18 protein-coding genes and 1 tRNA gene are annotated in these 21,355 nt (G+C 72.4%); 12 read left to right on the top strand and 7 right to left on the bottom strand.

The window, feature by feature from the left end; translation table 11 throughout:
• Nucleotides 1–416 precede the first annotated feature (416 nt).
• Nucleotides 417–1,259, top strand: coding sequence for a class E sortase (locus ACH4UM_RS17185; protein WP_398179235.1), 843 nt, complete (start codon nucleotides 417–419; stop codon nucleotides 1,257–1,259).
• On the opposite strand, the gene ACH4UM_RS17180 is transcribed toward ACH4UM_RS17185, so the two are convergent.
• Nucleotides 1,237–2,646, bottom strand: coding sequence for an MFS transporter (locus tag ACH4UM_RS17180; RefSeq protein ID WP_398179232.1), 1,410 nt, complete (start codon nucleotides 2,644–2,646; stop codon nucleotides 1,237–1,239). The two genes, ACH4UM_RS17185 and ACH4UM_RS17180, sit on opposite strands and share 23 nt — an antisense overlap.
• Before the next feature lie 137 nt (nucleotides 2,647–2,783).
• On the opposite strand from ACH4UM_RS17180, the gene ACH4UM_RS17175 reads away from it, so the two are divergent.
• The 4 genes from ACH4UM_RS17175 (at nucleotide 2,784) to ACH4UM_RS17160 (ending at nucleotide 5,623) form a co-directional block, all read left to right on the top strand.
• Entirely contained in the window at nucleotides 2,784–3,311 is a 528-nt protein-coding gene (locus ACH4UM_RS17175; protein WP_398179230.1) for a winged helix-turn-helix transcriptional regulator, read from the top strand.
• Nucleotides 3,312–3,453: 142 nt separating this feature from the next.
• On the top strand, nucleotides 3,454–3,777 hold the full coding sequence (locus ACH4UM_RS17170) for a DUF6412 domain-containing protein (protein ID WP_398179227.1): 324 nt from the start codon (nucleotides 3,454–3,456) through the stop codon (nucleotides 3,775–3,777).
• A gap of 111 nt (nucleotides 3,778–3,888) precedes the next feature.
• On the top strand, nucleotides 3,889–4,608 hold the full coding sequence (locus ACH4UM_RS17165) for a YidC/Oxa1 family membrane protein insertase (protein ID WP_398179224.1): 720 nt from the start codon (nucleotides 3,889–3,891) through the stop codon (nucleotides 4,606–4,608).
• Between the two features lie 157 nt (nucleotides 4,609–4,765).
• A complete protein-coding gene (locus ACH4UM_RS17160) occupies nucleotides 4,766–5,623 on the top strand; it encodes a fumarylacetoacetate hydrolase family protein (protein WP_398179221.1) in 858 nt (285 codons plus the stop codon).
• A gap of 21 nt (nucleotides 5,624–5,644) precedes the next feature.
• Here the strand turns inward: ACH4UM_RS17160 and ACH4UM_RS17155 are convergent, their stop codons facing one another.
• From ACH4UM_RS17155 to ACH4UM_RS17145, 3 genes are all read right to left on the bottom strand, one after another.
• Complete coding sequence (locus tag ACH4UM_RS17155) at nucleotides 5,645–6,520, bottom strand: LLM class F420-dependent oxidoreductase (protein WP_398179219.1); 876 nt, start codon at nucleotides 6,518–6,520, stop codon at nucleotides 5,645–5,647.
• Nucleotides 6,521–6,610: 90 nt separating this feature from the next.
• Complete coding sequence (locus ACH4UM_RS17150; RefSeq protein WP_398179216.1) at nucleotides 6,611–7,144, bottom strand: heme-degrading domain-containing protein; 534 nt, start codon at nucleotides 7,142–7,144, stop codon at nucleotides 6,611–6,613.
• Nucleotides 7,141–8,244 (bottom strand): Gfo/Idh/MocA family oxidoreductase, encoded by a 1,104-nt coding sequence (locus tag ACH4UM_RS17145; RefSeq protein WP_398179214.1) that lies wholly within the window; start codon nucleotides 8,242–8,244, stop codon nucleotides 7,141–7,143. Before ACH4UM_RS17145 ends, ACH4UM_RS17150 begins: the two co-directional genes overlap by 4 nt.
• A gap of 200 nt (nucleotides 8,245–8,444) precedes the next feature.
• On the opposite strand from ACH4UM_RS17145, the gene ACH4UM_RS17140 reads away from it, so the two are divergent.
• From ACH4UM_RS17140 to ACH4UM_RS17120, 5 genes are all read left to right on the top strand, one after another.
• Nucleotides 8,445–9,674, top strand: a complete 1,230-nt coding sequence (locus ACH4UM_RS17140; RefSeq protein WP_398179596.1) for an ROK family protein — start codon at nucleotides 8,445–8,447, stop codon at nucleotides 9,672–9,674.
• A 276-nt stretch (nucleotides 9,675–9,950) separates the two neighbouring features.
• Nucleotides 9,951–10,760, top strand: coding sequence for a hypothetical protein (locus tag ACH4UM_RS17135; protein ID WP_398179211.1), 810 nt, complete (start codon nucleotides 9,951–9,953; stop codon nucleotides 10,758–10,760).
• Between the two features lie 120 nt (nucleotides 10,761–10,880).
• Nucleotides 10,881–11,660 (top strand): HAD-IIA family hydrolase, encoded by a 780-nt coding sequence (locus ACH4UM_RS17130; protein ID WP_398179208.1) that lies wholly within the window; start codon nucleotides 10,881–10,883, stop codon nucleotides 11,658–11,660.
• Between the two features lie 531 nt (nucleotides 11,661–12,191).
• Entirely contained in the window at nucleotides 12,192–12,848 is a 657-nt protein-coding gene (locus ACH4UM_RS17125) for a sortase domain-bontaining protein (RefSeq protein WP_398179205.1), read from the top strand.
• A 389-nt stretch (nucleotides 12,849–13,237) separates the two neighbouring features.
• Nucleotides 13,238–14,299 carry a glycoside hydrolase family 6 protein gene (locus tag ACH4UM_RS17120; protein ID WP_398179202.1) on the top strand — a complete coding sequence of 354 codons (1,062 nt, stop codon included), beginning with the start codon at nucleotides 13,238–13,240 and terminating at the stop codon, nucleotides 14,297–14,299.
• Nucleotides 14,300–14,363: 64 nt separating this feature from the next.
• Here the strand turns inward: ACH4UM_RS17120 and ACH4UM_RS17115 are convergent, their stop codons facing one another.
• From ACH4UM_RS17115 to ACH4UM_RS17105, 3 genes are all read right to left on the bottom strand, one after another.
• The gene (locus ACH4UM_RS17115; RefSeq protein WP_398179199.1) at nucleotides 14,364–16,301 is read right to left on the bottom strand and encodes a galactose oxidase-like domain-containing protein; all 1,938 of its coding nucleotides are present in this window, start codon (nucleotides 16,299–16,301) and stop codon (nucleotides 14,364–14,366) included.
• Nucleotides 16,298–18,247: a glycosyltransferase family 2 protein gene (locus tag ACH4UM_RS17110; RefSeq protein WP_398179196.1), complete on the bottom strand. Its 1,950-nt coding sequence runs from the start codon at nucleotides 18,245–18,247 to the stop codon at nucleotides 16,298–16,300. The genes ACH4UM_RS17115 and ACH4UM_RS17110 overlap by 4 nt, the downstream gene beginning before the upstream one ends.
• Before the next feature lie 337 nt (nucleotides 18,248–18,584).
• Nucleotides 18,585–18,661 (bottom strand) — tRNA-Lys (locus tag ACH4UM_RS17105).
• Between the two features lie 105 nt (nucleotides 18,662–18,766).
• On the opposite strand from ACH4UM_RS17105, the gene ACH4UM_RS17100 reads away from it, so the two are divergent.
• Nucleotides 18,767–20,020, top strand: coding sequence for a peptidoglycan-binding protein (locus ACH4UM_RS17100; RefSeq protein WP_398179193.1), 1,254 nt, complete (start codon nucleotides 18,767–18,769; stop codon nucleotides 20,018–20,020).
• Between the two features lie 90 nt (nucleotides 20,021–20,110).
• Nucleotides 20,111–21,262 (top strand): SPFH domain-containing protein, encoded by a 1,152-nt coding sequence (locus ACH4UM_RS17095; RefSeq protein ID WP_398179190.1) that lies wholly within the window; start codon nucleotides 20,111–20,113, stop codon nucleotides 21,260–21,262.
• Nucleotides 21,263–21,355 lie beyond the last annotated feature (93 nt).

Here is a 21,355-nt window from a genome sequence, read left to right as displayed (position 1 = left end):
GCCTCCATGCCTCCATGCCTCTATGCGTCCATGCCTCTATCCCTTCATACCTTCATGAGTTCGCGTGTTCATGTGTTCACGTGTTCATGGGTTCGCGTTTCGGGCTATCCCACCCGGGCCGCCTGCACCGTCACTCCGTCCATCTGCACTGTTTGCACCGATTTCGCCGCGAACGACAAGGTTCGGGCGGAGTAGGTGCTCGCCGCTACGATCACCAGGCGCTTCGCCCCCTCGTCCAGGGCCGCCGCCGCGTAGCCCACGCCCGTGTCGAGGGTCGTCGTGCCTGGGCGGACATGGCGGCTGAATTGTGAGGCCGACTGGACCGACGCGTCCAGGCGGCGGCCCTCCTCACGGGGGTGGATACCTCGTGCTCCTGCCCTTATCGTGCGGGCGATTCGGCGGAGGAGGGCGTGCGCATGCGGATTCCCGTCGTACAGCACCGGACCCGGCGGCGGCGCGCCCTTGGGCGGCGCGCGCTGTGGACCGGGGGCGAACTCCTCTTCACGGCTGGGCTGTTGCTTCTGCTGCTGGTCGTCCATCAGCTGTGGTGGACCAACCTGCAGGCAAGGCGGGGGGCCGAGCGGGAGGTTCAGGCTCTGGAGCGTGAGTGGCGGACGGCCGGGGGGCCCGAGGGTGCCGGGGCGGCCTCCGGGGCGGACGCATCCGGTTCCGGTTCCGGTTCCGGTTCCGGCAGTGGCTCTGCTTCCGGTCCCGGGTCCGGGTCCAGGTCCGGGTCCGGTACGTCGGCCGGGCAGCGGCCCACGAGCAGTGGCCGGGGATCAGCGGCCGCCGGTCCCCGCCCCGACTGGTCCCAGGCCTACGCCGTCCTCGTCATCCCCCGCCTCCACCTCCGCGTCCCCGTCGCCGAAGGCGTCGGCAGGCAGGACGTCCTCAACAAGGGCTACGTCGGCCACTACCCCGGCACCCAGCAGCCGGGCCAGGCCGGCAACTTCGCGCTCGCCGGGCATCGGAACACCCACGGCGAGCCCTTCCGGTACCTCAACCGGCTCCGGCCGCGCGACCTCGTCGAGGTCGAGACCCGGGGCGCCGTCTACACGTACGCCGTCGACAAAGTCCTGCCGCAGACCTCCGCGCGGGACGGCGGCGTCATCCGGTCCGTGCCCAGGAGCCTCGCCGAGCCGGACTACGGGTACCGGAGCCCCGGTTACTACGTCACCCTCACCACCTGCACCCCGGAGTACACCTCCAGGTACCGCCTGGTGGTCTGGGGGAAGCTCACTTCAATGCGGCCACGCTGACCGCGCCGGCCGCCGCCAGGGCCGCCGACACGACCATCGCCGCATCGGCGCCCCGCGTCAGGCTGCCCGCGGAGGTCGCGATGGCGATCGTCAGGGCCACGCCTGCGCAGGAACCGATGTAGCGGAAGGTCTGCTGGGCGCCCGAGCCCATGGCCGCGCGCTGCTGCGGGACCGACTCCACGGCCACCAGGGGCAGTGCCGCGTTGAGGAGGCCGCTGCCGATGCCCCCGATCACCAGGCCGGGGAGCAGCCGCGTCCAGGTGCCGGAGTCGAGCGCACCGAGCATCGTCAGGGCCGCGATCGCGTGCAGGGCGAAACCCAGGGCCAGTTGCCGGTGCGCCGGCACCCGGCCCGCCAGCCGCTTCGCCTGCAGGGCCACCGCGAAACTCAGTCCGGCCCACAGCAGGAACAGCCATGCCGTGTCCATGGGGGACAGTCCCAGCGCCCGCTGCAGCAGGGCCGGGAGGAAGGTGAACAGGCCGATCACCGCCAGCCCCGTGAAGAGGCCGCCCGCCGAGGAGGCCAGGAAGCGCCGGTGGTGCAGCAGGGAAAGATCGATCATCGGGGTTCCGGCCCTGCGTTCCACCACCAGGAACACCCCGGCCAGCACCGCCGCCACCGCGAACAGCAGCCCCACCGGCGCCCGCAGCCAGCCGTCCCGGCCCAGGGTGAGGGCCGCCACCAGGGCCACCAGGGCCAGGCCGAAGGTCAGCGCGCCGAGTACGTCCGGACGGCCGCCTCTGGGCGCGCGCGACTCCGACAGCGCGCGTGTCCCGAGTGCGGCCGCGATCAGGGCCGCGGCGCCCAGGACGCCGTAGCCCACCCGCCAGTTCGGCAGCGCGCCCGCCACCAGTGGGCCGAGCGCTATGCCGCCGCTGACGAAGGCGCCCCAGACGCCGGTGGCGTGGAGGCGGCCGCGCGGGGTCGGGTAGGCGTGGACCAGCAGGCCCAGGCTGCTGGCCAGGAGGGCCGCGCTCGCCGCGCCCTGTGCGATGCGGGCCAGCGTGAACTGCCAGGTCGACGTGGTGAAGGCGCCCAGCACGGTGGTCAGGCCGAGGGCCAGGGTGCCGGTGAGGAAGACACGGCGGCGGCCGTAGTCGTCGGCCAGGCTGCCGGCGACCAGCAGGAGGGCGGCCAGGCCCAGCGGGGTGCCGTTGAGCAGCCAGGCCTGGGCCGAGAGCGGGGTGTGCAGGGCGGCGGCCGTGCCGGGGAGGGTGACCGCCGGTGCCGTGTACGTCATGAGAGCCACCGTCGTGGCCGCGCTGGTCAGGGCCAGGGTGGCCCCGGGGCGCGGCGGTGGCTTCACGGGCACCTCGCGATCTCGTACGGCGGTGGGCGCCGTGGTCGTGTCGGGCGCCGTGGTCGTGGTGGGGTCCAGTTCGGGCATGGCCTGTCCTTCCGGGACGACTGCGAGGACCACTCCGCTTCATCGGTTCGGTGATTGAACTGACGTCCTGCCCACACCGTAACACCGTAAGTTCGTTCACTGAACCCAGGTGGCGAAAAGTGGCTACAGTGGACCCCATGGCACTGGGCAAGGACTACGCGACGCAGGAGTGCTCGATCGCCCGCGCGCTGGAGATCGTCGGGGAGCGGTGGACACTGCTCGTCGTCCGTGACGCGCTCTACGGCGTCCGGCGCTACAACGACTTCCTGGTCCACCTCGGCATCCCCCGCGCGGTCCTCGCCGCCCGGCTCCAGGCGCTGACCGCGGAGGGAATCCTGGAGAAGCGGCGGTACCAGCAGTCGCCGCCCCGGGACGAGTACGTCCTGACCGAGCGCGGCATCGCCCTGTGGCCCGCCCTGCGGGCGCTCGGCCTGTGGGGGCGCGAGCACTTCACCGAGGTGCAGCTGCGCTACTTCCGGCATGCGGACTGCGGCACCGAACTCGGCCCTTACGGCGAATGCCCCGCCTGCGCAACCGTCGTGCCCGTCGAGGACGTCATCATGATGCCGGGCCCCGGACTCGATCCGGACCCGGCCGATCCGGTCAGCCGGGCGCTGCTGAAGCCGAGGCGGCTGCTCCAGCCACTCGAGATCGATCCTGTATAATGACCTGTATAACGGGTGGAACGACCGGTGCAACGACCGGTGCAACGACCGGTGCAACGACCGGTGGAACGACCGGTACGACGAAGAGCCAGTGCGCGAGCCCACGGGGAGTGCGCGAGCCCACGGGGAGGGGGAGCCGAGCGTGATACGCAACCGGGTCCGCCGTCCGCTCCCCGCCGCCGCGCTGCTGCTCCTGGTGCTCCACCTTCTCCAGGCCGTCGTACTCGACACCGGCAGCCTCTCCGCCGCCGTCGCCCTCGCCGCCACCGCCGCGGCCGGTTCCGCGCTCGTCGCCTGCGCCCTGCTCGCCTCGCGCTGTGCGCCCGCGGTGCCGCGCACCCGGGTGCGTACGGCCATCCGGGACCGGGACCGCCGTACGGCCTTCCTGCCCCAACGCGATCCCGACGCCGCCGGCCGGCCACGGCCCCGAGCGCCCGGACGCGCCCTCCCGGCGACCATCGCGTAGGGCACCCCGGCGCGCGTACGTGCGCGCCCGCACACCTCGGGGCCCCACGCGGGTCGTCATGCCGCCATCCCCTTTGCACCCGGCACGACGAGACCCCCGGAGGGCTCACCCATGTCCGTTTTCGCCAACCTGGTCGAGCAGCTCGCCGCGCTGCTCCAGCCGTTGTTCCACGCCTCCGCGGCCGCCGCCGCGATCGTCCTGTTCACCGCGCTCGTACGGCTCCTCGTCCACCCCCTCTCCCGGGCCGCCGCGCGCGGGCAGCGGGCGCGGGCCGCGCTCCAGCCGAGGATCGCCGAGCTGCGGAAGAGGTACCGCAAGGATCCGCAGAAGCTGCAGAAGGCGGTGCTGGAGCTGCACGCGGAGGAAAAGGTGTCGCCGTTCTCGGGCATCCTGCCGAGCCTGTGCCAGCTGCCCGCCTTCTTCCTCCTCTACCGCCTGTTCTCCAGCCCGGCGGCCGGCGGCGAGGCCGACGGGCTGCTCAGCCATCGGCTGTTCGGCGCGCCGTTGGGCGGGCGGTGGGCGGACGTGCTCACCGACGGCCAGGTCTTCGGCGGGGCCGGACTCGTGTACGTCGGGCTGTTCGCGGTCGTGGCCGCCGTCGCGACCTTCAACTACCTGCGGACCAAGCGCACGACGGCCGGCGGCGGGGCGCTCGCGCTCGCGGGCGCCGGCGGGGACCAGGGGCCCGGGCTCGGCACGGTCGGCAAGGTCATGCCCTTCATGTCCTTCTTCACCCTCGTCACCGTGGCCGTGGTGCCGCTGGCGGCCGCGCTGTACGTGGTGACCAGCACGGCATGGAGCACGGTGGAGCGGGCGGTCCTGTACCGCTGAAGGCGGCGGCGCCCGTGACCACGGTCCAGTACGTGAACGTGGTATTGCGGACTGGACGTCGACCTTGGAGGATCGACCAGCCCTCCGATGGCTGCGCCCGCCGCACCCGGGTCGTCTTCATCGGCCGGGCTGCCCGCGTTCGAGGGAGATGGGGAACATGAAGCTGCTGCGAGTCGGTACGGCCGGGGCGGAGCGGCCCGCGCTGCTGGACGCCGGGGGAACGCTGCGCGACCTGTCGGGTGTCGTCGCGGACATCGACGGCACCCTGCTCGCCGAAGACGCGGCGCTCGGCCGGATCAGGGCCGCCGCCGACGCCGGGGAGCTGCCCGCACTGAACGTCGGCGGGCTGCGGATCGGGCCTCCGCTGGCGCGCATCGGCAAGATCGTGTGCATCGGGCTGAACTACCACGACCACGCCCGCGAGATCGGCGCCGAGCCGCCCACCGAGCCGGTGATCTTCTTCAAGGCGCCGGACACCGTGGTCGGCCCGGACGACACCGTGCTCGTGCCCCGCGGCTCCACCAGGACCGACTGGGAGGTGGAGCTCGCGGTGGTCATCGGGCGCACGGCGCGGTACCTGGAGTCGCGGGAGGAGGCGCTCGCGCATGTCGCCGGCTACGCGGTGGCGCACGACGTCTCCGAGCGGGAGTTCCAGATCGAGCGCGGCGGGACCTGGGACAAGGGCAAGAACTGCGAGACGTTCAACCCGCTCGGGCCCTGGCTCGTGACGGCCGACGAGGTGCCGGACCCGCAGGCGCTTTCGCTGAGGCTGTGGGTCAACGGCCAGCTCAAGCAGGACGGCTCCACCGCGCAGCAGATCTTCCCGGTGGCCGAAGTCGTGCGCTACGTCAGCCAGTTCATGACCCTGTACCCCGGGGACGTCATCAACACCGGTACGCCGGCGGGGGTGGCCATGGGCCGGCCCGAGCCCAAGCCGTATCTGCGCTCCGGGGACGTGGTGGAGCTGGAGATCGAGGGGCTGGGGCGCCAGCGTCAGGAGCTCAAGGACGCGTAGGCGCCCCGCCGGCGGGACCGCTCAGCCGAGGAGGGAGGCCACACGGCGCCACTCCCGCCTCGGCAGCGCGTCCCGCTCGCCGTCGGTCACCACCTGGATGGCCACGTGGTCCGCGCCCGCCGCCCGGAACTCCTCGACGCGCTCACGGATCCGGGACTCATCACCCCAGGCGAACACCGCGTCGACCAGGCGGTCGCTGCCGCCCTCCAGCAGATCGTCCTCGGTGAAGCCCAGGCGCAGGAAGTTGTTGGTGTAGTTGGGGAGTTGGAGGTAGAGGGCCAGACAGCCGCGGGCAGTAGCGCGGGCACGGCCCGGGTCCTGCTCCAGGACGATCTTCAACTCCGGGGCCAGCAGGGGGCCTTCGCCCAGGATCTCGCGGGCCCGGGCGGTGTGCTCGGCCGTGACCAGGTACGGGACCGCGCCCGCCGCCCGGTCCCGGGACAGTTCCAGTGTCTTCGGGCCGAGCGCGGCCAGCACCCGGCGGTCCGCGGGCACCCCGGCGGCGTCCAGGGCGTCGAGATAGGCGGCCAGCGCCGAGTACGGGCGGCGGTACTGCTCCGCGAGCTTGGCGTGGCTCACCCCGAGACCCAGCACGAACCGGCCGGGGTGGGCGGCCTCCAGCTCGGCGAAGCCGGCCGCGCTCGCCTCGGCGTCGTGCTGCCAGATGCTCTGGATGCTGGTGCCGACGGCGAGGTGCGAGGTCGCCGCCAGCAGCGGGGCGGCGTTCGGGGCGGCGCTGCTGCCGCCGAGCCAGGCGGTGCCGTAGCCGAGTTCCTCCAACTCGGCGGCGGCCTCGGCGATTTCGCCGCGCCGGGCCGGGTCCTCGGAGCGGAGGCCGACGCTCCAGACGCCGTACCGTCCGACCGTCTCCTCCAGCGGTGCTGCCGTGTCGCTCATCGGTTCCAATCCCTCCGGGCGGGGTGCCGTGATCATCACCCGTACAGCCACCCCAACCCGGGGGAACTCGCCGGTAATCCCTCAAGGGGCCTACCGGTCCAGGAACTGCTCCAGCGCCTCCACCACGAGCCGGTGGTCCTGAAGCTGCGGCAGACCGGACACGGTCACCGCGCCGACCACGCCCACGCCCTCCACCATGATCGGGAAGGAGCCGCCGTGGGCCGCGTACCGGTCCGGATCCAGGCGCGAGGAGTCCTCGAACGTCGTTCCCTTGGCTCGGAAACGGGCTCCCACCAGGTACGACGCCGATCCGTACCGCTCCACCACGCGGCGCTTGCGGGCGATCCAGGCGTCGTTGTCGGGGGTCGAGCCGAACAGGGCCGCGTGGAAGAGCTGCTGGCCGGCGCGGTGGATGTCGATGGCGACCGGGGCCTGCCGCTCCCGGGCCAGCTCCACCAGCAGCGAGCCCAGTGCCCAGGCGTCGTCGTACGTGAACTGCCGGAAGACCAGACGGCGTTCCTGTGCCTCGAGCTCCTCGACGCTCGGGGTGATCTCCGGGGTGGACCTGGGGGTGACCTGCGCGGAGGTCGTGGTCCTGGAGCCGGCCCTCGGGTTGTTCGTCACGGCGTCACCGCCACACCGTCGCGGGCCGAGCGCCGGGCCGCCTCCAGTACGTCGAGGGCGGCGGCCGCCTCCCGGGCGCTGACGGGGTTCGGGGCGCCCTCGCGCAGGGCGGCGGCCACGGCCACGTAGTACGCCGGGTAGTCGCCGGGCAGGGTCGGTACGGGGCGGCCGCCGCCGGTCAGCGGGGACTCTCCCGCGCCGATGCGGCCCCACAGGGGCTCGTCCTCCGTGCCCCAGCCGTCGGGGCCCGGGCGCCGGCCGTCCCGCAGCGCGGCCTCCTGCGGGTCGAGGCCGTACTTGACGTAGCCCGCCTGCGAACCCAGGACCCGGAGGCGCGGGCCCAGTTGGGCGGCTGTCGCGGAGACGTACAGGTGCGAGCGGACGCCGTTCGCGTGGGTGAGTGCGATGAACGTGTCGTCGTCGGTCTCGGCGCCCGCCCGGCGGGCGACCGTCTCGGCGTACACCTGCGTGACCGGGCCGAAGAGGACGAGGGCCTGGTCGACCACATGGCTCCCGAGGTCGTAGAGCAGACCTCCGATGTCCACCGGGTCGCCCGATTCACGCCAGCCGCCCTTCGGCTTCGGCCGCCAGCGCTCGAAGCGGGACTCGAACCGCCATACGTCGCCCAGCTCGCCCTCGGCGATCAGCTTGCGCAGAGTGAGGAAGTCGTTGTCCCAGCGGCGGTTCTGGAACACGGACAGCAGCAGACCGCGCTCCTCGGCGAGGGCCGCGAGGTCCCGCGCCTCGGCCGCCGTACCGGCGACCGGCTTGTCGACGACCACCGGCAGGCCGGCCTTCAGGGCGGCGGTGGCGAGCGGGACGTGCGTCCTGTTCGGGGAGGCCACGACGATCAGGTCGAGCTCGTCGGCGCGCGCGAACAGCTCGTCGGGGCCGGCCGCGAGGCGCACGTCCGGGAACTCCGCCCGGGCCTGCGCCTGCCGCTCCTGGTTCGAGGTGACGACCGTGTCGAGGGTCAGGCCCCCTGTCGCGGCGATCAGCGGGGCGTGGAAGACGGAGCCCGCGAGGCCGTAGCCGACGAGACCCACGCGGAGGGGGGCGCCGGGTGTGCCACGGGTGCCGGCCGGGCCAGTGCCAGTCATGCCAGTCATGCCAGTCATGCCATTCGTGCCATTCGTGCCAGTCATGCGTCCTACTTTCGCAACGCTGTTGCCAAAGTGCAAGCGGTGGGGACAATGGGAGGGTGAGCAGTGGGAAGGGCGGAACGGGCGCAGTGGCGGCTACGGCTACGGCTACGGCTACGGCTACGGCTACGGCGATGGCTACAGGTACGGGTACGGCGATGGCTACGGGTACGGGCCTGGCACGTGGCGCGGCCACCGCGGGGGCGAACCTGTTCGCCCTGCGCAGCCACAACACCGCCCTGGTGCTCGACCTGCTGCGCGGGGCCGGGGTGGAGGGGATCAGCCGGCTGGAACTCGCCGAGCGCACCGGACTCACCCCGCAGGCCGTCAGCAAGATCACCGCCCGGCTGCGTGAGGAGGGGCTAGTGGCGGAGGCGGGCCGCCGGGCGTCCACCGGGGGCAAGCCGCGGACGGTGCTGCGGCTGGTGCCGGAGGCCGGGCACGCGATGGGGGTGCACGTCGACCGCGACGAGGTGCGGGCGGTGCTGGTCGACCTGAACGGGACGGTCGTCGGCGAGCGGCGCGCCCCGCTCGACCTGGGCGCGGGGGCGGAGGCCGTCGTGGAGGGGGTGGCCCGGGAGGTCGAACGGCTGGCGGCGGACGCGCTCGGGCATGCCGGTGCGGCTTCCGGTCCGGCTTGCGGTGCGTCATCCGTGGCGTCTTCTACGGCGGCCTCCGGGGGCGCGTCGGCGGGTGCCGAGTCCCTTGTCGGTGTGGGGGTGGCGTTGCCCGGACCGCTCGACCACGTGCGCGGGGTGCTGCACCGGGTGACCGGGTTCCCGGAGTGGGACGGCTTTCCGCTGCGGGACGCGCTGGCGCGGCGGCTCGGGCTGCCGGTGGTGGTCGACAAGGACACCAACGCCGCGGCACTCGGGCTCGCCGTTGCGGTCGTGGGGGAGGGGGAGGGCGAGGGCCAGGGCGGGTCCTTCGCCTACCTCCACCTCGGTACGGGCCTCGGGGCCGGGCTGGTGATCGGTGGGAGCGTGCACCGGGGGGCGCGGACCGGGGCGGGGGAGTTCGGGCACCAGGTGATCCAGCTGGACGGGCCGCGGTGCGGGTGCGGGGACCGGGGGTGCGTCGAGGCGCTGTGCCTGGCCGCCGTCGGACGTGGGGACATCGAGGAGGCGGCCCGGGTGCTGGGGGCCGGGGCGGCGAACCTGGTAGGGCTGCTGGACATCGACCTGGTGCTGCTGGGCGGCCGCACGGTGGCCGCCGCGCCGGAGGCGTTCGTGAACGGTGTGTCCGCGGTGCTGGCCGCACGGGCCCGGCGTGAGGGAGTGCCGAGCGGGGCAGTGCCCGTACGGCTCGCTCCGGGTGGGGAACGGGGAGTCGCGGAGGGATCGGCTCAACTGCTGCTCGCGCCGATGTTCGGCCGGGGGGACGGGTAACCGGCCCGGGAGAGCCGAAAGCCGACCGCGGCGTACCGGCGAGGCGTACCGGCCGGATGAACCAGCGCGAGGGCGGCCCGTAGGTGAACCGGCCGGGGGACCAGGACCGCCTGAACCGGGGACCGCCGGGGTGGGGCGGCCGAAGAGAGCCGGTGGGGGAGGACCTGCCGGGCCGGGGCGGTCCGGGGGTTGGGCCGGGTGGGTGATGTTGTGGCGCTGTTCGAGGTCTCGGGGCGGCGTGGCTCCCGGGTGGCAGTGGCGTTCCGGGATGGTCATATGTTCATGCGACTGTGCACGCCCCTGTCCCTCTGCCTTGCCGCAGCCGCCGTCGTTCTGGCCGGGCCGGCCCATGCCGACTCGCGTCCCACCTGTGCCGGGCCGGACGACCGTCACTTCCCGATCACCAGCCGCATTCACGGCGGCCCCGACTCCTACAGCGCCGGTGGCGGATACGGCACCTTCGCCATCGACCTCACCAACACCACCTCCGCCACCTGTGCCGCCATCCACCCGGTCGTCGTCCTCGTCGACGTCAAGCGCGCCCTCAAGGCCGGCCAGCCCCGGCTGGAGTTCTACGACGGCTCCCGTCCCTACCCCGTGCGCTTCGAGAGCACGGACCAGGCCGAGCTCGTCGGTCCCTTCGACGCCGGACTGCCCGGGTTCACCATCGCCCCGGGCAAGACCGTCACCGTGAAGGTCCGGCTGGCGATCACGTCCGACGCCGTAACGAACGAGGTCACCGCGAAGGCCGCCGTCGTACAGCGGCACGACGACGACGGGGACTGGGTCGGCCAGTCCAACGACTACCGGTTCCGCATCGACTCGGAAGCCGGCACCGGACCCGATCCGGCCCGCAGCCCAGGCCCCGCCGCCGACCCGGCGCCCGACCCCGCCGGCACCGTCACCGCCGCTCCCGACGCCACCGCCACCGCCACCTCCACCCAGGGCCCCTCTGCCCCCGACGGCCTTCCCTTCGCCGACGAGCTCGCCCGCACCGGCCTCGCCACCCCGCTCGGAGTGATCACGGCCACCGCCCTGCTGCTGACCGTCGGCGGCACGCTGCTACTGACCTGGAGGCGCCGCTGAGCCACCGCGGCACCAGCGCCGCCGCACGCGGGAAAGCCGGGTGCCGGACCGTTTCGGCAAGATCCGGCCACTGGCTAGGCTGGGCTCACGCAGGCCCGCGTACGGCAGGAGATCCCGCACATGGCAGACCGCAAGCCCATCGAGTCGTGGCTCACCGACATGGACGGTGTGCTGATCCACGAGGGCGTTCCGATCCCCGGCGCCGAAGCCTTCCTCAAGAAGCTGCGGGAGTCCGGCCGGCCGTTCCTGGTGCTGACCAACAACTCCATCTACACGCCGCGCGACCTGCAGGCCCGGCTGCTGCGCATGGGTCTGGACGTGCCGGTGGAGAACATCTGGACCTCCGCCCTGGCCACCGCCCAGTTCCTCGACGACCAGCGGCCCGGCGGCAGCGCGTACGTCATAGGCGAGGCCGGTCTGACCACCGCGCTGCACGACGTCGGGTACATCCTGACCGACCACGAGCCGGACTTCGTGATCCTCGGTGAGACCCGGACGTACTCCTTCGAGGCCCTGACCAAGGCGGTGCGCCTGATCAACAACGGAGCCCGGTTCATCGCCACCAACCCCGACAACGTCGGCCCGTCGGTCGAGGGCGACCTGCCCGCCACCGGTTCGGTGGCCGCCCTGATCACCGCGGCGACCGGCAAGAAGCCGTACTTCGTGGGCAAGCCCAACCCGCTGATGATGCGCGCGGGCCTGAACGCGATAGGGGCCCACTCCGAGACCTCCGCCATGATCGGCGACCGCATGGACACCGATGTGCTCGCCGGTCTGGAGGCGGGCATGCGCACATTCCTGGTGCTGTCCGGCGTCACCCGGCCCAAGGACGTCGACCGCTACCCCTTCCGGCCGTCCGAGGCCGTGGACTCGATCGCCGACCTGGTCGATCGGATCTGACCGCAGCCCCGTCGGCCCGTTCAGTCCATTCGTCCCTCCCGCACTCACCCCCCCCGCACCTCACCCGCACCCCCCCCGCACCGTCCAAACCCTCCCTCACCCGGATGGAGCAGCGCGGTCCCACCGCGGGATGCGGGACCGGCCGATCGGGAGTCTCCTGGGAGCGGAGGTTCACGATGGGTGCACTACACCTCACTCTCTGTGCGGGGGCTCTGGCGGCAGCCGCCCTCGTTCCCGCGGCTCACGGGGCGGACGGCGGGCACGGCGGGCCCGATGCCGTACGGGCGTCGTCGGCATCGGCATCGGCGCGCCCGGCCCCGTCGAAGCCGTCCGCCCAGCCGCAGGCGTCCGCCGCGCAGCACGCCCCGGCCGTGCCCGGGGCCGCGCACGCGGTGACCGGGCTGGCGCTCGCGGGGGCCGCCGCGGCCGCCGTGGTTCTCCTGCCCCGGGCGCTCGGCTCGGGCCCGGGACGCGCGGGCGGCGGCCGGTCCGCCCGGCGCGGCCGGGGGACGGACCGAGGACGCGATCACGATGTCCGACCGTGAACGCCTTCGCGGCACCGGCCGTCTGCTGACCGGACTGGCCTGGGTGGTGCTGCTGCTCGGCCTGTGGCTGTGGGGCCGCGACCTGGCCGACGTACGGGAACCGCCGTCCGGGATGGCCACCGGGGACATGGCCGCGGTCGGCCGGCCCGCCGGGGACAAGCGGCCGGCCGGGGACAAGCGGCCGGCCGCGGCCCGGCCGCTGAAGGCCGCCGTGCCGCTGCGCCTGGAGATCCCCGACCTGGGCGTACGGGCACCGGTGGTGGCCCGTGGCCTGGACGCGCGGGGCACGGTCGAGCCGCCGCCCGCCGACGGGGCCGGTGCCTTCGGCTGGTACGCCGCCGGGGTGACACCGGGGGCGCCCGGGACCGCGCTGATGACCGGGCCCGCGGGCACCGGGACCGGGCCGGCCGTGGCCCGGCGGATCAGCTCGCTGCGAACCGGCGCGACGGTGCGCGTCGCCCGGGGCGACGGAACGGTCGCCGACTTCACCGTCGACGCCGTCGAAGTCCTTCCCCGGGATCGGTTCGACGCCCAACAGGCCCACGGCGCACAGCAGCCGAGCCGTGCCGAGCTGCGGCTGATCGCGTCCGGCGGCACCGTGGACGTGGTCCTGTCGGCACACCTCATGGGCACCGGTCCCTGATCCCCCGGGCCGCCACCACCCGGCCCGGCCGACGACCCGCTCCCCCGGAAGTCGCCGACCGGGCCGGTCCTCGACCGCGCGGCGCCCGGGCTGCGGGAGTGACCCGGCGACCGGCGCGGGAGGCCTCGAGGCCTCAGGGGTGAACCACACGGGGACGAGGAGACTCTAGAACGTCCGGGTGTCTTTGGCCCAGACCGATGGCCGATGCCCGATGGCCGGTGCCCGATGCCCGATGCCCGATGGCCAATGGCCAATGGCCGACGACAGGGGATGGATGCCCCGCGGGCGCCTGCCGGACGACACTCCCCGGCAGGCGCCCGGTGTTCTCGTGGGGGCCGTCTCACCTGTGCCAGCATGGGACCTGGCCGAACACACCAAGGGGGACTGGCATGTACGGCATGAGGGGGGCCCTCTCGCGCGCCCCTTCGGCGAGGGCACGGGCGTCCGCGATGGTCCTGGGGGCGGCACTGCTGGTCGCCGGGTGTTCCTCGGCGGGTGGGGGCGGCAGCGGGGGTGCGGACGGGGGCGGCCGGAAAGGTGACGTGAGCGCCACGATCACCCAACAGCCAAAGGAGGCCGACCCGTTCTGGGTCAACCCGGACAGCAGAGCCGCCCGGCAGGTCGCCGCCTACGTCAGGTCCGGCCGGAAGGCCGACGCCGAGCAGATCCGCAGGATCGCCGAGCAGCCGACCGGTGAGTGGATCGGGCCGGAGAACCCCGAGCAGGAGGCGCGCGGCTTCACCGAGGCCGCCGGCCGGGCGGGCCGTACCGCGCTCCTCGTCCTCTACGACATCCCGCACCGCGACTGCGGCCAGTACTCGCAGGGCGGCGCCGCCGACGGCGACGCCTACCGGGCCTGGATCGACGGCGTAGCCCGGGGCATCGGCGACCGCGCCGCCACGGTGATCCTGGAGCCGGACGCCGTGCTGCACCTGGTGGACGGCTGCACCCCTCAGGAGTTCCAGGAGGAGCGCTACGACCTCCTCAAGGGCGCGGTCGTCAGGCTCAAGTCCCTGAAGAACACCAGGGTCTACCTGGACGCCGGCAACGCGGGCTGGGGCCACCCCGACGAGATCTTCCAGCCGCTCGGGCGCGCGGGCGTCGGGCAGGCGGACGGATTCGCCGTCAACGTCTCCAACTTCTACTCCACCCAGGACTCCATCACCTACGGCAGGCAGCTCTCCGCGAAGACCGGCGGCAAGCACTTCGTCGTCGACACCAGCCGCAACGGCAACGGCCCCTACACGGACGGCGATCCGGCCGAACGCTGGTGCAACCCGCCCGGCCGGGCACTCGGTGAGCCCCCGGCCACCAGGACGGCCGACCCGCTGGCCGACGCCTACCTCTGGGTCAAGCGGCCCGGCGAGTCCGACGGCACCTGCAAGGGTGGCCCGAAGGCGGGGGACTGGTGGGCCGACTACGCGCTGAAGCTGGCCAGGGCGAGCGGATAGCCGCCCGCGACACGCGCCCCGGGGGCGCCCTCCACGGCGGAGGGCGCCCCCAAGTGCTTGCGCGCTACGGCACCTCGACCCACTGCGCCTTGCTCGGCGTGCCCTGGTCGTCGTCCACGAACAGCATGTACCAGCCCGACTGCACCAGGTTCCGGCTCCTCGGCACCGTCACCGTGATCCGGTCCCCGGACGTCCTGAAGTCCAGGGCGATCGACCGCTGGTCGACGTCCGTGACGTGCGTGGAGGCGCTCGGGCGGATCAGCCGGACCTTCCTGATCACCGACGCGTGCCGCGAGGTGAACGTGCCGGACGCACCGCGCGCGATGGTCCGCGGGCCGCCAGACAGGGAGGGCCGCGAGTCCCGGTAGAGGTAGGGCGGCGTGTAGATCTCGATGCGCTGCTCGAACCTGCCCGGCCTGGTGTTGGCCTTGTCGCCGTAGAGGGAGTCGGAGCCGAAGAACATCACCCGGCCGTCGGGCAGCAGGATCGACCCCGAGTGGTAGTTGCGGCCCACCAGCGGGTCGGCGACCCGCTTGAAGGTGTTGCCCGCCGGGTCGTAGAGCCGGGCCTGGAGGATGTCGGAGTCGCCGCGGCCCCGGTAGTCCCGTGAGCCCCCGGAGACCAGTACGGAGTCGTCCGGGAGGATCGAGGACTGCGGGTAGCGGGTGCCCTGCCGAAGCGACGGCCCGTCGGTGAAGTGAGGGTTCTGCGCCCTCAGGTCGATGGTCCGGGTCTTCCTGCTGGACAGCGCGGACTCGCCGACCCCGCCGCCGCCGATCACCAGGAACCTCTCGTCCTGCGCCGGCGGCAGCATGACCGTGCCGGAGGTCTCCATCATGTTCGCGTCGCTCAGGCCGGGCAGCTTGGTGAACCTGTTGCTGTCCACGTCCCAGACGCCCGGGTCGCGGCCCACGTTGTCCGGGCCGTAGCCCGCGTTGGAGCCCGAGTAGAACAGCTTGCCGTTCTGCAGCAGGAACAGCGCGGGGTAGGTCGGGAACTGGCGGATCTTCGGGGTGTACGCCCACTTCTTCGTCTTCGGGTCGAAGACCTCGTTCTTGCCGGGGACCAGCTGGCCGATGTCGTCCAGGCCGGAGACGCCGAGGATCCGCCCGTCGCTCAGGGTGGTGAGCGTCGGGTACCAGCGGGCCTCGTTCATCGGATCGACCTTGATGTACTTCTCGGCCACCGGATCGAACTCGTAGGCGTCCCTGATCCCCTGGAAGTCCTTCTTGTCCAGGGCGAGCTTCTGCGCGATCCCGTAGGTGTTGCGGGCGTCGGCGCCGGTCAGGCCCTGGACACGGTAGTTGTCCTGGGTGCCGGTCTCGTACCTGGCGCCGCTCTTCTGCGCCTCGACGTAGATGCGGCCGAGGCCGGGGGTGTTGCCGAGGAACCTTCCGGTCTTCGGGTCGAAGTTCTTCCTCGCGCGCGGTACCAGGACGGGATCCTTGGAGACGAAGGCCTTGCCGTTCACCTTGCCGGTGAACCTGGTCCCCGCCGGCAGCGTGATCGGCTTGTCCGGGTTCTCGTTGTGGACGATCATCAGGCCGCCGGCCTTGGTGACGTCGCCCTTGAGCTTCTCGTACCGCCTGGTGCCGCCCGCGATCAGGATGTTGCCGTCGGCGAGCTGGGTGTGGCCGGTGCAGAACAGGTCGTTGGGCGTGGGCACCTTCTTGATCGTGTCCTTGACCGGGTCCCAGACGCGGGAGTCGAACCTCTTGGCGTCGAAGTTGGCCTGGTTGTTGCCCGAGCCCGCGACCAGCAGCACCTTTCCCGTGTGCAGCAGCACGGCGTGGATGGTGTCCTGGCGGTACTTCTTCGGGAACTCGATGATCTCCCAGTGGCCGTTGGCGGCCTTGTACCCGGGCTGGGCGATCTTGTACTGGTGGTAGCGCTCCGTGCCGAAGCGGTAGAGCCACGGCCCGTTCATCCCGGCCAGGGCGAGCACCACCACCGCACCGATCCCGAGCCGGCGGGCGCGACGGAGGCCGGTTCGGTCCCTCATTCCTTGTGCCCCCCGAGTCCGCCCAGGGCGATCTGCATGGTGTGCTCGCCCGTCCCCTCCGAGCTCCCGGTCCAGGTGGGCCGCTGTTGGGGGGCGTGTGCGGTGTACGACGGCGGCACGGCGTCCTGCGGCTCCGCGACCGCGAAGGCGGTGGCCCCGCGCCGCTCCTGGCGCAGCGTCCACCGCCAGACGAGGATCGGCGAGGCGGTGATGAGCAGGGCGAAGGAGGCCCATGTGATCATCGCGGGGTGGGCGTGCCCGAGGGCCAGGCCGGCGGCGATGGAGCCGCCGAAGACCACGATGAAGAACCAGTGGATGCGGAACGTCCCGAACAGGGTGTCGGGGCTGGCCGACTCGCCCTTCGGGGTCACCACGAACCTGCTCCTGCGGCGCAGCACGGCGTCCGTCAGCGAGCGCGCGTAGATCGGTGCCGACAGCGCGGACATCACCATGCCGGCCACCCCGCCGGAGCCCTCCGGCTCGTGCGGGGAGACGTTGTGCCGGCGGTTCCAGACGTACAGGCCGATCTGGAGGGCGGAGGCGTTGCCGTACAGCATCAGCCACACCGTCGGGTCGATGTTCACGCCCGAGGCACCCAGGCCCAGGAAGAGCGCGCAGCTCAGCGCGGCCAGGATCCAGTTCAGGGCCGACATCGGGTAGAAGATGATCATCATGGTGTAGTTGAAGAGCCTGCCCGGCGGCAGTGAGCCGAAGCCCTTCCAGTACTGCTTGAGGATCGTCTCGTACGTCCCTCGCGACCAGCGCAGCTGCTGGGTGAAGAAGTCCGTCCAGGCCGCCGGGCCCTCACCGACCGCGAGCACGTCCGGGGTGTAGACCGAGCGCCACCTGCGGCCGGTGGCGGGGTTCTTGGCGCGGTGCATCTCGAAGCCGGTGGCCATGTCCTCGGTGATCGAGTCGTACAGGCCGCCGATCTGCTGCAGCGCGCTGATCCGTACGGCGTTGGAGGTGCCGACGAACATGGGCGCGCCGTAGCGGTTGCCGGCGCGCTGGATCAGGGCGTGGAAGAGGAACTGCTGGGACTCGGCGGCCTTGGTGACGAACGTGTCGTAGTTGCCGTAGACCTGCGGGCCGATGACGAAGCCGACGTCCGGGTCGCGGAAGTAACCGAGCATCCGCTCCAGGTAGTTGGGCAGCGGCACGTGGTCGGTGTCGACGGAGGCGAAGAAGTCGTACTCGTCGCCGTGCGCCTGGAGCCAGGCGTTGTAGTTGCCGTGCTTGGTCCTGGCACGGTGCGGGCCCTCGGCCTGGTTCCAGCGCTCGACGCCCTTGCGGGTGAAGTGGTGCACACCCAGCCGCGCGCAGACCGCCTTCACCTCGTCGTCGTCCCCCTCGTCCAGCAGCCAGACGTGCATGAGGCCGCGGTGGCGCAGCCGTACCGCCGCCTGAAGGGTCTTCGTCACCATCTCCAGCGGTTCCTTGCCGGGCACGTAGGTGGTGAGGAAGGCGACTCGGGTGCCGGTCTCGGGCACCACCGGCACCGGGTCGCGGGCGACCAGGGTGGCATGCGCGTTCGACAGTACGTTCAGACAGCGGAACAACTCGATCAGGCCGATCGAGACCAGCATCACGACGTCGAGCGCCGGCAGGAAGTCGTAGGCCGGGTAGTCGCGCTCGGTCCAGTGCTCCGGCTGCAGCAGCCAGGCCAGCAGCACCAGCGACAGAAGCGGCGCGGCGGCCAGCATCAGGGCCACCCGGACGCGGTGCGGTTCCTGCGAGATCAGCGAGCGGTACCGCACCCGGTACGGCCTGCTCGGGTCGGGCTGGGTGAGGGGGCCGGCCAGGCGGCTGTAGTGCTCGTAGTCGTATCTCGGCAGGTTCTTCCTGAGTCTGCGGAAGGTTCCCGTGCTGGTGCTGGTGCTGGTGCTGGTGCTGGTGCTCGTGATCGTGCCGGTGTTGTGGCGCGCGCCTGACGGCGTCGACGTCATGAGTCATCCCCCCACACGCACGTCAGCGCGTGTTCATCCGGTTCCTTGCCGGTTGCATGGCTGCCCCCCTAGGCAGCCGCCGACGCACCGGGACCCCTTCTCCCCGCGCATCGGGCAACCCGACTCAAACGGTTCTTCGAAATCCCCCCAGCCGTCCCCCAACTACCGCGTATCGGCGGCAACTTGGCATCCAGGGTTCTACGGTGTTCAGCATGATCGCAAGATGCGAAATGAGGAGTTTACGGCGCATAAACGCACAAGGGTGCGACTGTAAAGAGCGGGTAACGCAAAAGCTGGTAACGCAAAAGACCCCTCGCTTCCGCGAGGGGTCTTGCTGTGGTGCGCCGCCAGGGACTCGAACCCCGGACCCGCTGATTAAGAGTCAGCTGCTCTAACCAACTGAGCTAGCGGCGCCTGCTGACGCCGTTAACTCTACATGACGTGGTGCGGTGCTCCGGACCACCCGTGGCTGGTGGGCGGGCCCCCGGGTGGCCGCGGTACATCATTCGGACCGTCAACATGCGCGCCCCGGCGACAGTTGTGACACTGATCAATGTGCACAGATCGGGACATATCCGTACGAAGCGTCAGATGCGATGCGTGCTCCTTGTGACGGCCGTCACTGTCACCACCGCCGCCCTCGGTGTCGGTCACGCGCCCCCGTCCGTCGCCGCCGGCGCCGCCGTCCACGCTCCGGGCCGGCCGGGTGCCGGCGGGGACGGCGAGGTCGACACCCCGCAGGGGAAGCCGGCCCCGCTGCACGGCCCGGACGGCGAACCGGCCAAGGCGGGGGGCCAGGTCGTGATCCGCGCCACCACCCGCACGGCGATCATCGCCCGCGCCAAGAAGTGGATCAGTGCCCGGGTGCCGTACAGCATGTACTCCTTCTGGCCGGACGGATACCGCCAGGACTGCTCGGGCTTCGTCTCGATGGCCTGGAACCTGCCGCGCAACGAGTGGACGGGCAGCCTGGGCGGGTACGCGGCCCGGATCAAGAAGGCGCAGCTCGAACCCGGCGACATCCTGCTCCACCACAACCCTGACAACCCTCAGAAGGGCTCGCACGTGGTGCTCTTCGGCGGCTGGACCGACCACAAGCACACCCGTTACATCGCCTACGAGCAGGTCCCGCCGCGCACCCGGCGCAAGACCACTCCCTACGCCTACTGGAGCAACTCGTCGCGGTACGTCCCCTACCGCTACAAGGGCGTCACCCGGGGTGCGGCCGGCCCGAAGGCGGCCTCGCCCGAGCCGTATCCGGGGGCCGCCTCCTTCGGCCCCGGCGCGAACAACCGCCACGTCACCCGGCTCGGGCAGCTGCTCGTCGCCCGGGGCGGTGCCGCCCACTACCCGCACGGTCCGGGTCCGCGCTGGTCGGAGGCGGACCGGAAGGCGACGCAGGCCTTCCAGCGGGCCCAGGGCTGGACCGGGGCGGACGCGGACGGGCTGCCGGGGCCGGGGACCTGGCGGCTGCTGGCGACCGGCCGGGGCAAGAACATCGGGGCCGCGGCCGGGTCCCCCGCCTCGCACGGGGTGCCCGGCTACCCGGGGCGGGCACTGTTCCGGCCGGGAGCCGCCGGCACGTACGTCACACGGCTGGGGCAGCGGCTGGTGCAGAAGGGGTACGGCAGGTTCTACGCGACCGGTCCGGGTCCGCGCTGGTCGGAGGCGGACCGCAGGGCGGTCGAGGCGTTCCAGCGGGCCCAGGGCTGGCGGGGCGGCGCGGCGGACGGCTACCCGGGGCCGGAGACCTGGCGGCGGCTGTTCGCATGAGGCCCCACGCGCCGCGGGGGTGACCCACCGCCGCGAACGGGCGGCGACCCAACTGTCCTGAACCATCTGGCGCGGAGGCTGGAGGCAGGTATGGCAGGCACGAGTACGACGACTTCCCCCACACCCGACCCCGAGGGCCGCGAGAGGGCGGTGGCCGCGGACGGCCGGGCGAACCGTTCCGTCCCCCGGCTCATCCAGAACGAGGTGACCACCGAGATCCCGGTTCACCTGCTCTTCCGCGACGACCCCGAACCCCATCCGGCCCCCGAGCGGCTCAGGCCCGCGGTCGTCGCCAGCAGGCAGGGCACGGGCGAGCAGCCGCGCTTCAGGCGCCGGGTCCCCACCCGGCCGGTGCCGGAGATGGACCCGGAACTGGTGGAGCGGCCGGCGCGGGTGCTGCCGGGGACGGTGGGCGTCCTGGCCGGGGCCTGCGGGGCGGCGGGCTGTGTGCTCACCTCGTGGTGGGCGGGTGTGCTGCCGCCGCTCGCCACAGGGGCGTTGCGGCTGCCGGCCTCCGCGGGCCCGGGGCCCGGCCTGCCGCAGTGGGTCGCGTACGCCGGGGCCGGGGCGCTCGGTCTGGCCGGCCTCGGCGGGCTGACCCGGGGCCGGACCGGGCGAGCCTGGGTGCTCGGCCTGTTCGGCCGCTACCGGGGGACCGTCCGGCGCACCGGGCTGATGTGGGTCAACCCGCTGGTGCGCCGCCGCCGGATCGACGTCCGGCTGCGGCACTGGCGCAGCGAGCCGATGCCGGCCGCCGACGCCGGAGGGGTCGCGCTGCGGGTGGCGGTGCTCGTGGTGTGGCGGGTGCGGGACACCGCGCGGGCCGCGCTCGGGATCGACGACCACGAGGCCTATCTGCGCGAGTGCGTGGAGGCGGCGCTGGCCCGGGTGCCGGTTCGGACGCCGGGCGGCGCCTGCGGGCCGGTGGAGGCGACCGGGGACACGCTGACCCGGCTGGTGGCGCGTGAGACGGCGCCGGTCGGGCTCGAGGTGTTCTCGGTCCAGCCGGCCCTGGTGGAGTACGCGCCCGAGGTGGCCGAGGACATGCACCGGCGCAGCATCGCCGCGCTGGACGCCCAGCAGCGGGCCACCCTGCTGAGCTCGGTCGTGGACTCGGTGGAGGACACGGTGACCCGGCTGACCACGCGCGGGCTGGTCGAACTCGACGACTACGAGCGCAAGGCGCTGGTGCGGGATCTCACGGTCTCCTTCCGCGAGGGGTACCGGGAACCCGGGGTGTGATGGCCATGGACACCTCTTTTGATATGGACACATCCAAGAGGTGGCAATAATCTGCTACTTGGTCTAGACCTGCACAGCTCACTGAAACTCCCC

This window comes from Streptomyces sp. NPDC020801 (assembly GCF_044334385.1).
Classification (GTDB): domain Bacteria; phylum Actinomycetota; class Actinomycetes; order Streptomycetales; family Streptomycetaceae; genus Streptomyces.
This window is presented reverse-complemented; position numbering and strand designations above follow the sequence as displayed.

Excerpts from the sequence above, each read along its gene's own strand:
- ACH4UM_RS17185 (WP_398179235.1), top strand. The coding sequence starts at position 417 with ATGCGGATTCCCGTCGTACAGCACCGGACCCGGCGGCGGCGCGCCCTT.
- ACH4UM_RS17180 (WP_398179232.1), bottom strand. The coding sequence starts at position 2,646 with ATGCCCGAACTGGACCCCACCACGACCACGGCGCCCGACACGACCACG.
- ACH4UM_RS17175 (WP_398179230.1), top strand. The coding sequence starts at position 2,784 with ATGGCACTGGGCAAGGACTACGCGACGCAGGAGTGCTCGATCGCCCGC.
- ACH4UM_RS17165 (WP_398179224.1), top strand. The coding sequence starts at position 3,889 with ATGTCCGTTTTCGCCAACCTGGTCGAGCAGCTCGCCGCGCTGCTCCAG.
- ACH4UM_RS17160 (WP_398179221.1), top strand. The coding sequence starts at position 4,766 with ATGAAGCTGCTGCGAGTCGGTACGGCCGGGGCGGAGCGGCCCGCGCTG.
- ACH4UM_RS17155 (WP_398179219.1), bottom strand. The coding sequence starts at position 6,520 with ATGAGCGACACGGCAGCACCGCTGGAGGAGACGGTCGGACGGTACGGC.
- ACH4UM_RS17145 (WP_398179214.1), bottom strand. The coding sequence starts at position 8,244 with ATGACTGGCACTGGCCCGGCCGGCACCCGTGGCACACCCGGCGCCCCC.
- ACH4UM_RS17140 (WP_398179596.1), top strand. The coding sequence starts at position 8,445 with ATGGCTACGGGTACGGGCCTGGCACGTGGCGCGGCCACCGCGGGGGCG.
- ACH4UM_RS17135 (WP_398179211.1), top strand. The coding sequence starts at position 9,951 with ATGTTCATGCGACTGTGCACGCCCCTGTCCCTCTGCCTTGCCGCAGCC.
- ACH4UM_RS17130 (WP_398179208.1), top strand. The coding sequence starts at position 10,881 with ATGGCAGACCGCAAGCCCATCGAGTCGTGGCTCACCGACATGGACGGT.
- ACH4UM_RS17125 (WP_398179205.1), top strand. The coding sequence starts at position 12,192 with ATGTCCGACCGTGAACGCCTTCGCGGCACCGGCCGTCTGCTGACCGGA.
- ACH4UM_RS17120 (WP_398179202.1), top strand. The coding sequence starts at position 13,238 with ATGTACGGCATGAGGGGGGCCCTCTCGCGCGCCCCTTCGGCGAGGGCA.
- ACH4UM_RS17115 (WP_398179199.1), bottom strand. The coding sequence starts at position 16,301 with ATGAGGGACCGAACCGGCCTCCGTCGCGCCCGCCGGCTCGGGATCGGT.
- ACH4UM_RS17110 (WP_398179196.1), bottom strand. The coding sequence starts at position 18,247 with ATGACGTCGACGCCGTCAGGCGCGCGCCACAACACCGGCACGATCACG.
- ACH4UM_RS17100 (WP_398179193.1), top strand. The coding sequence starts at position 18,767 with ATGCGCGCCCCGGCGACAGTTGTGACACTGATCAATGTGCACAGATCG.
- ACH4UM_RS17095 (WP_398179190.1), top strand. The coding sequence starts at position 20,111 with ATGGCAGGCACGAGTACGACGACTTCCCCCACACCCGACCCCGAGGGC.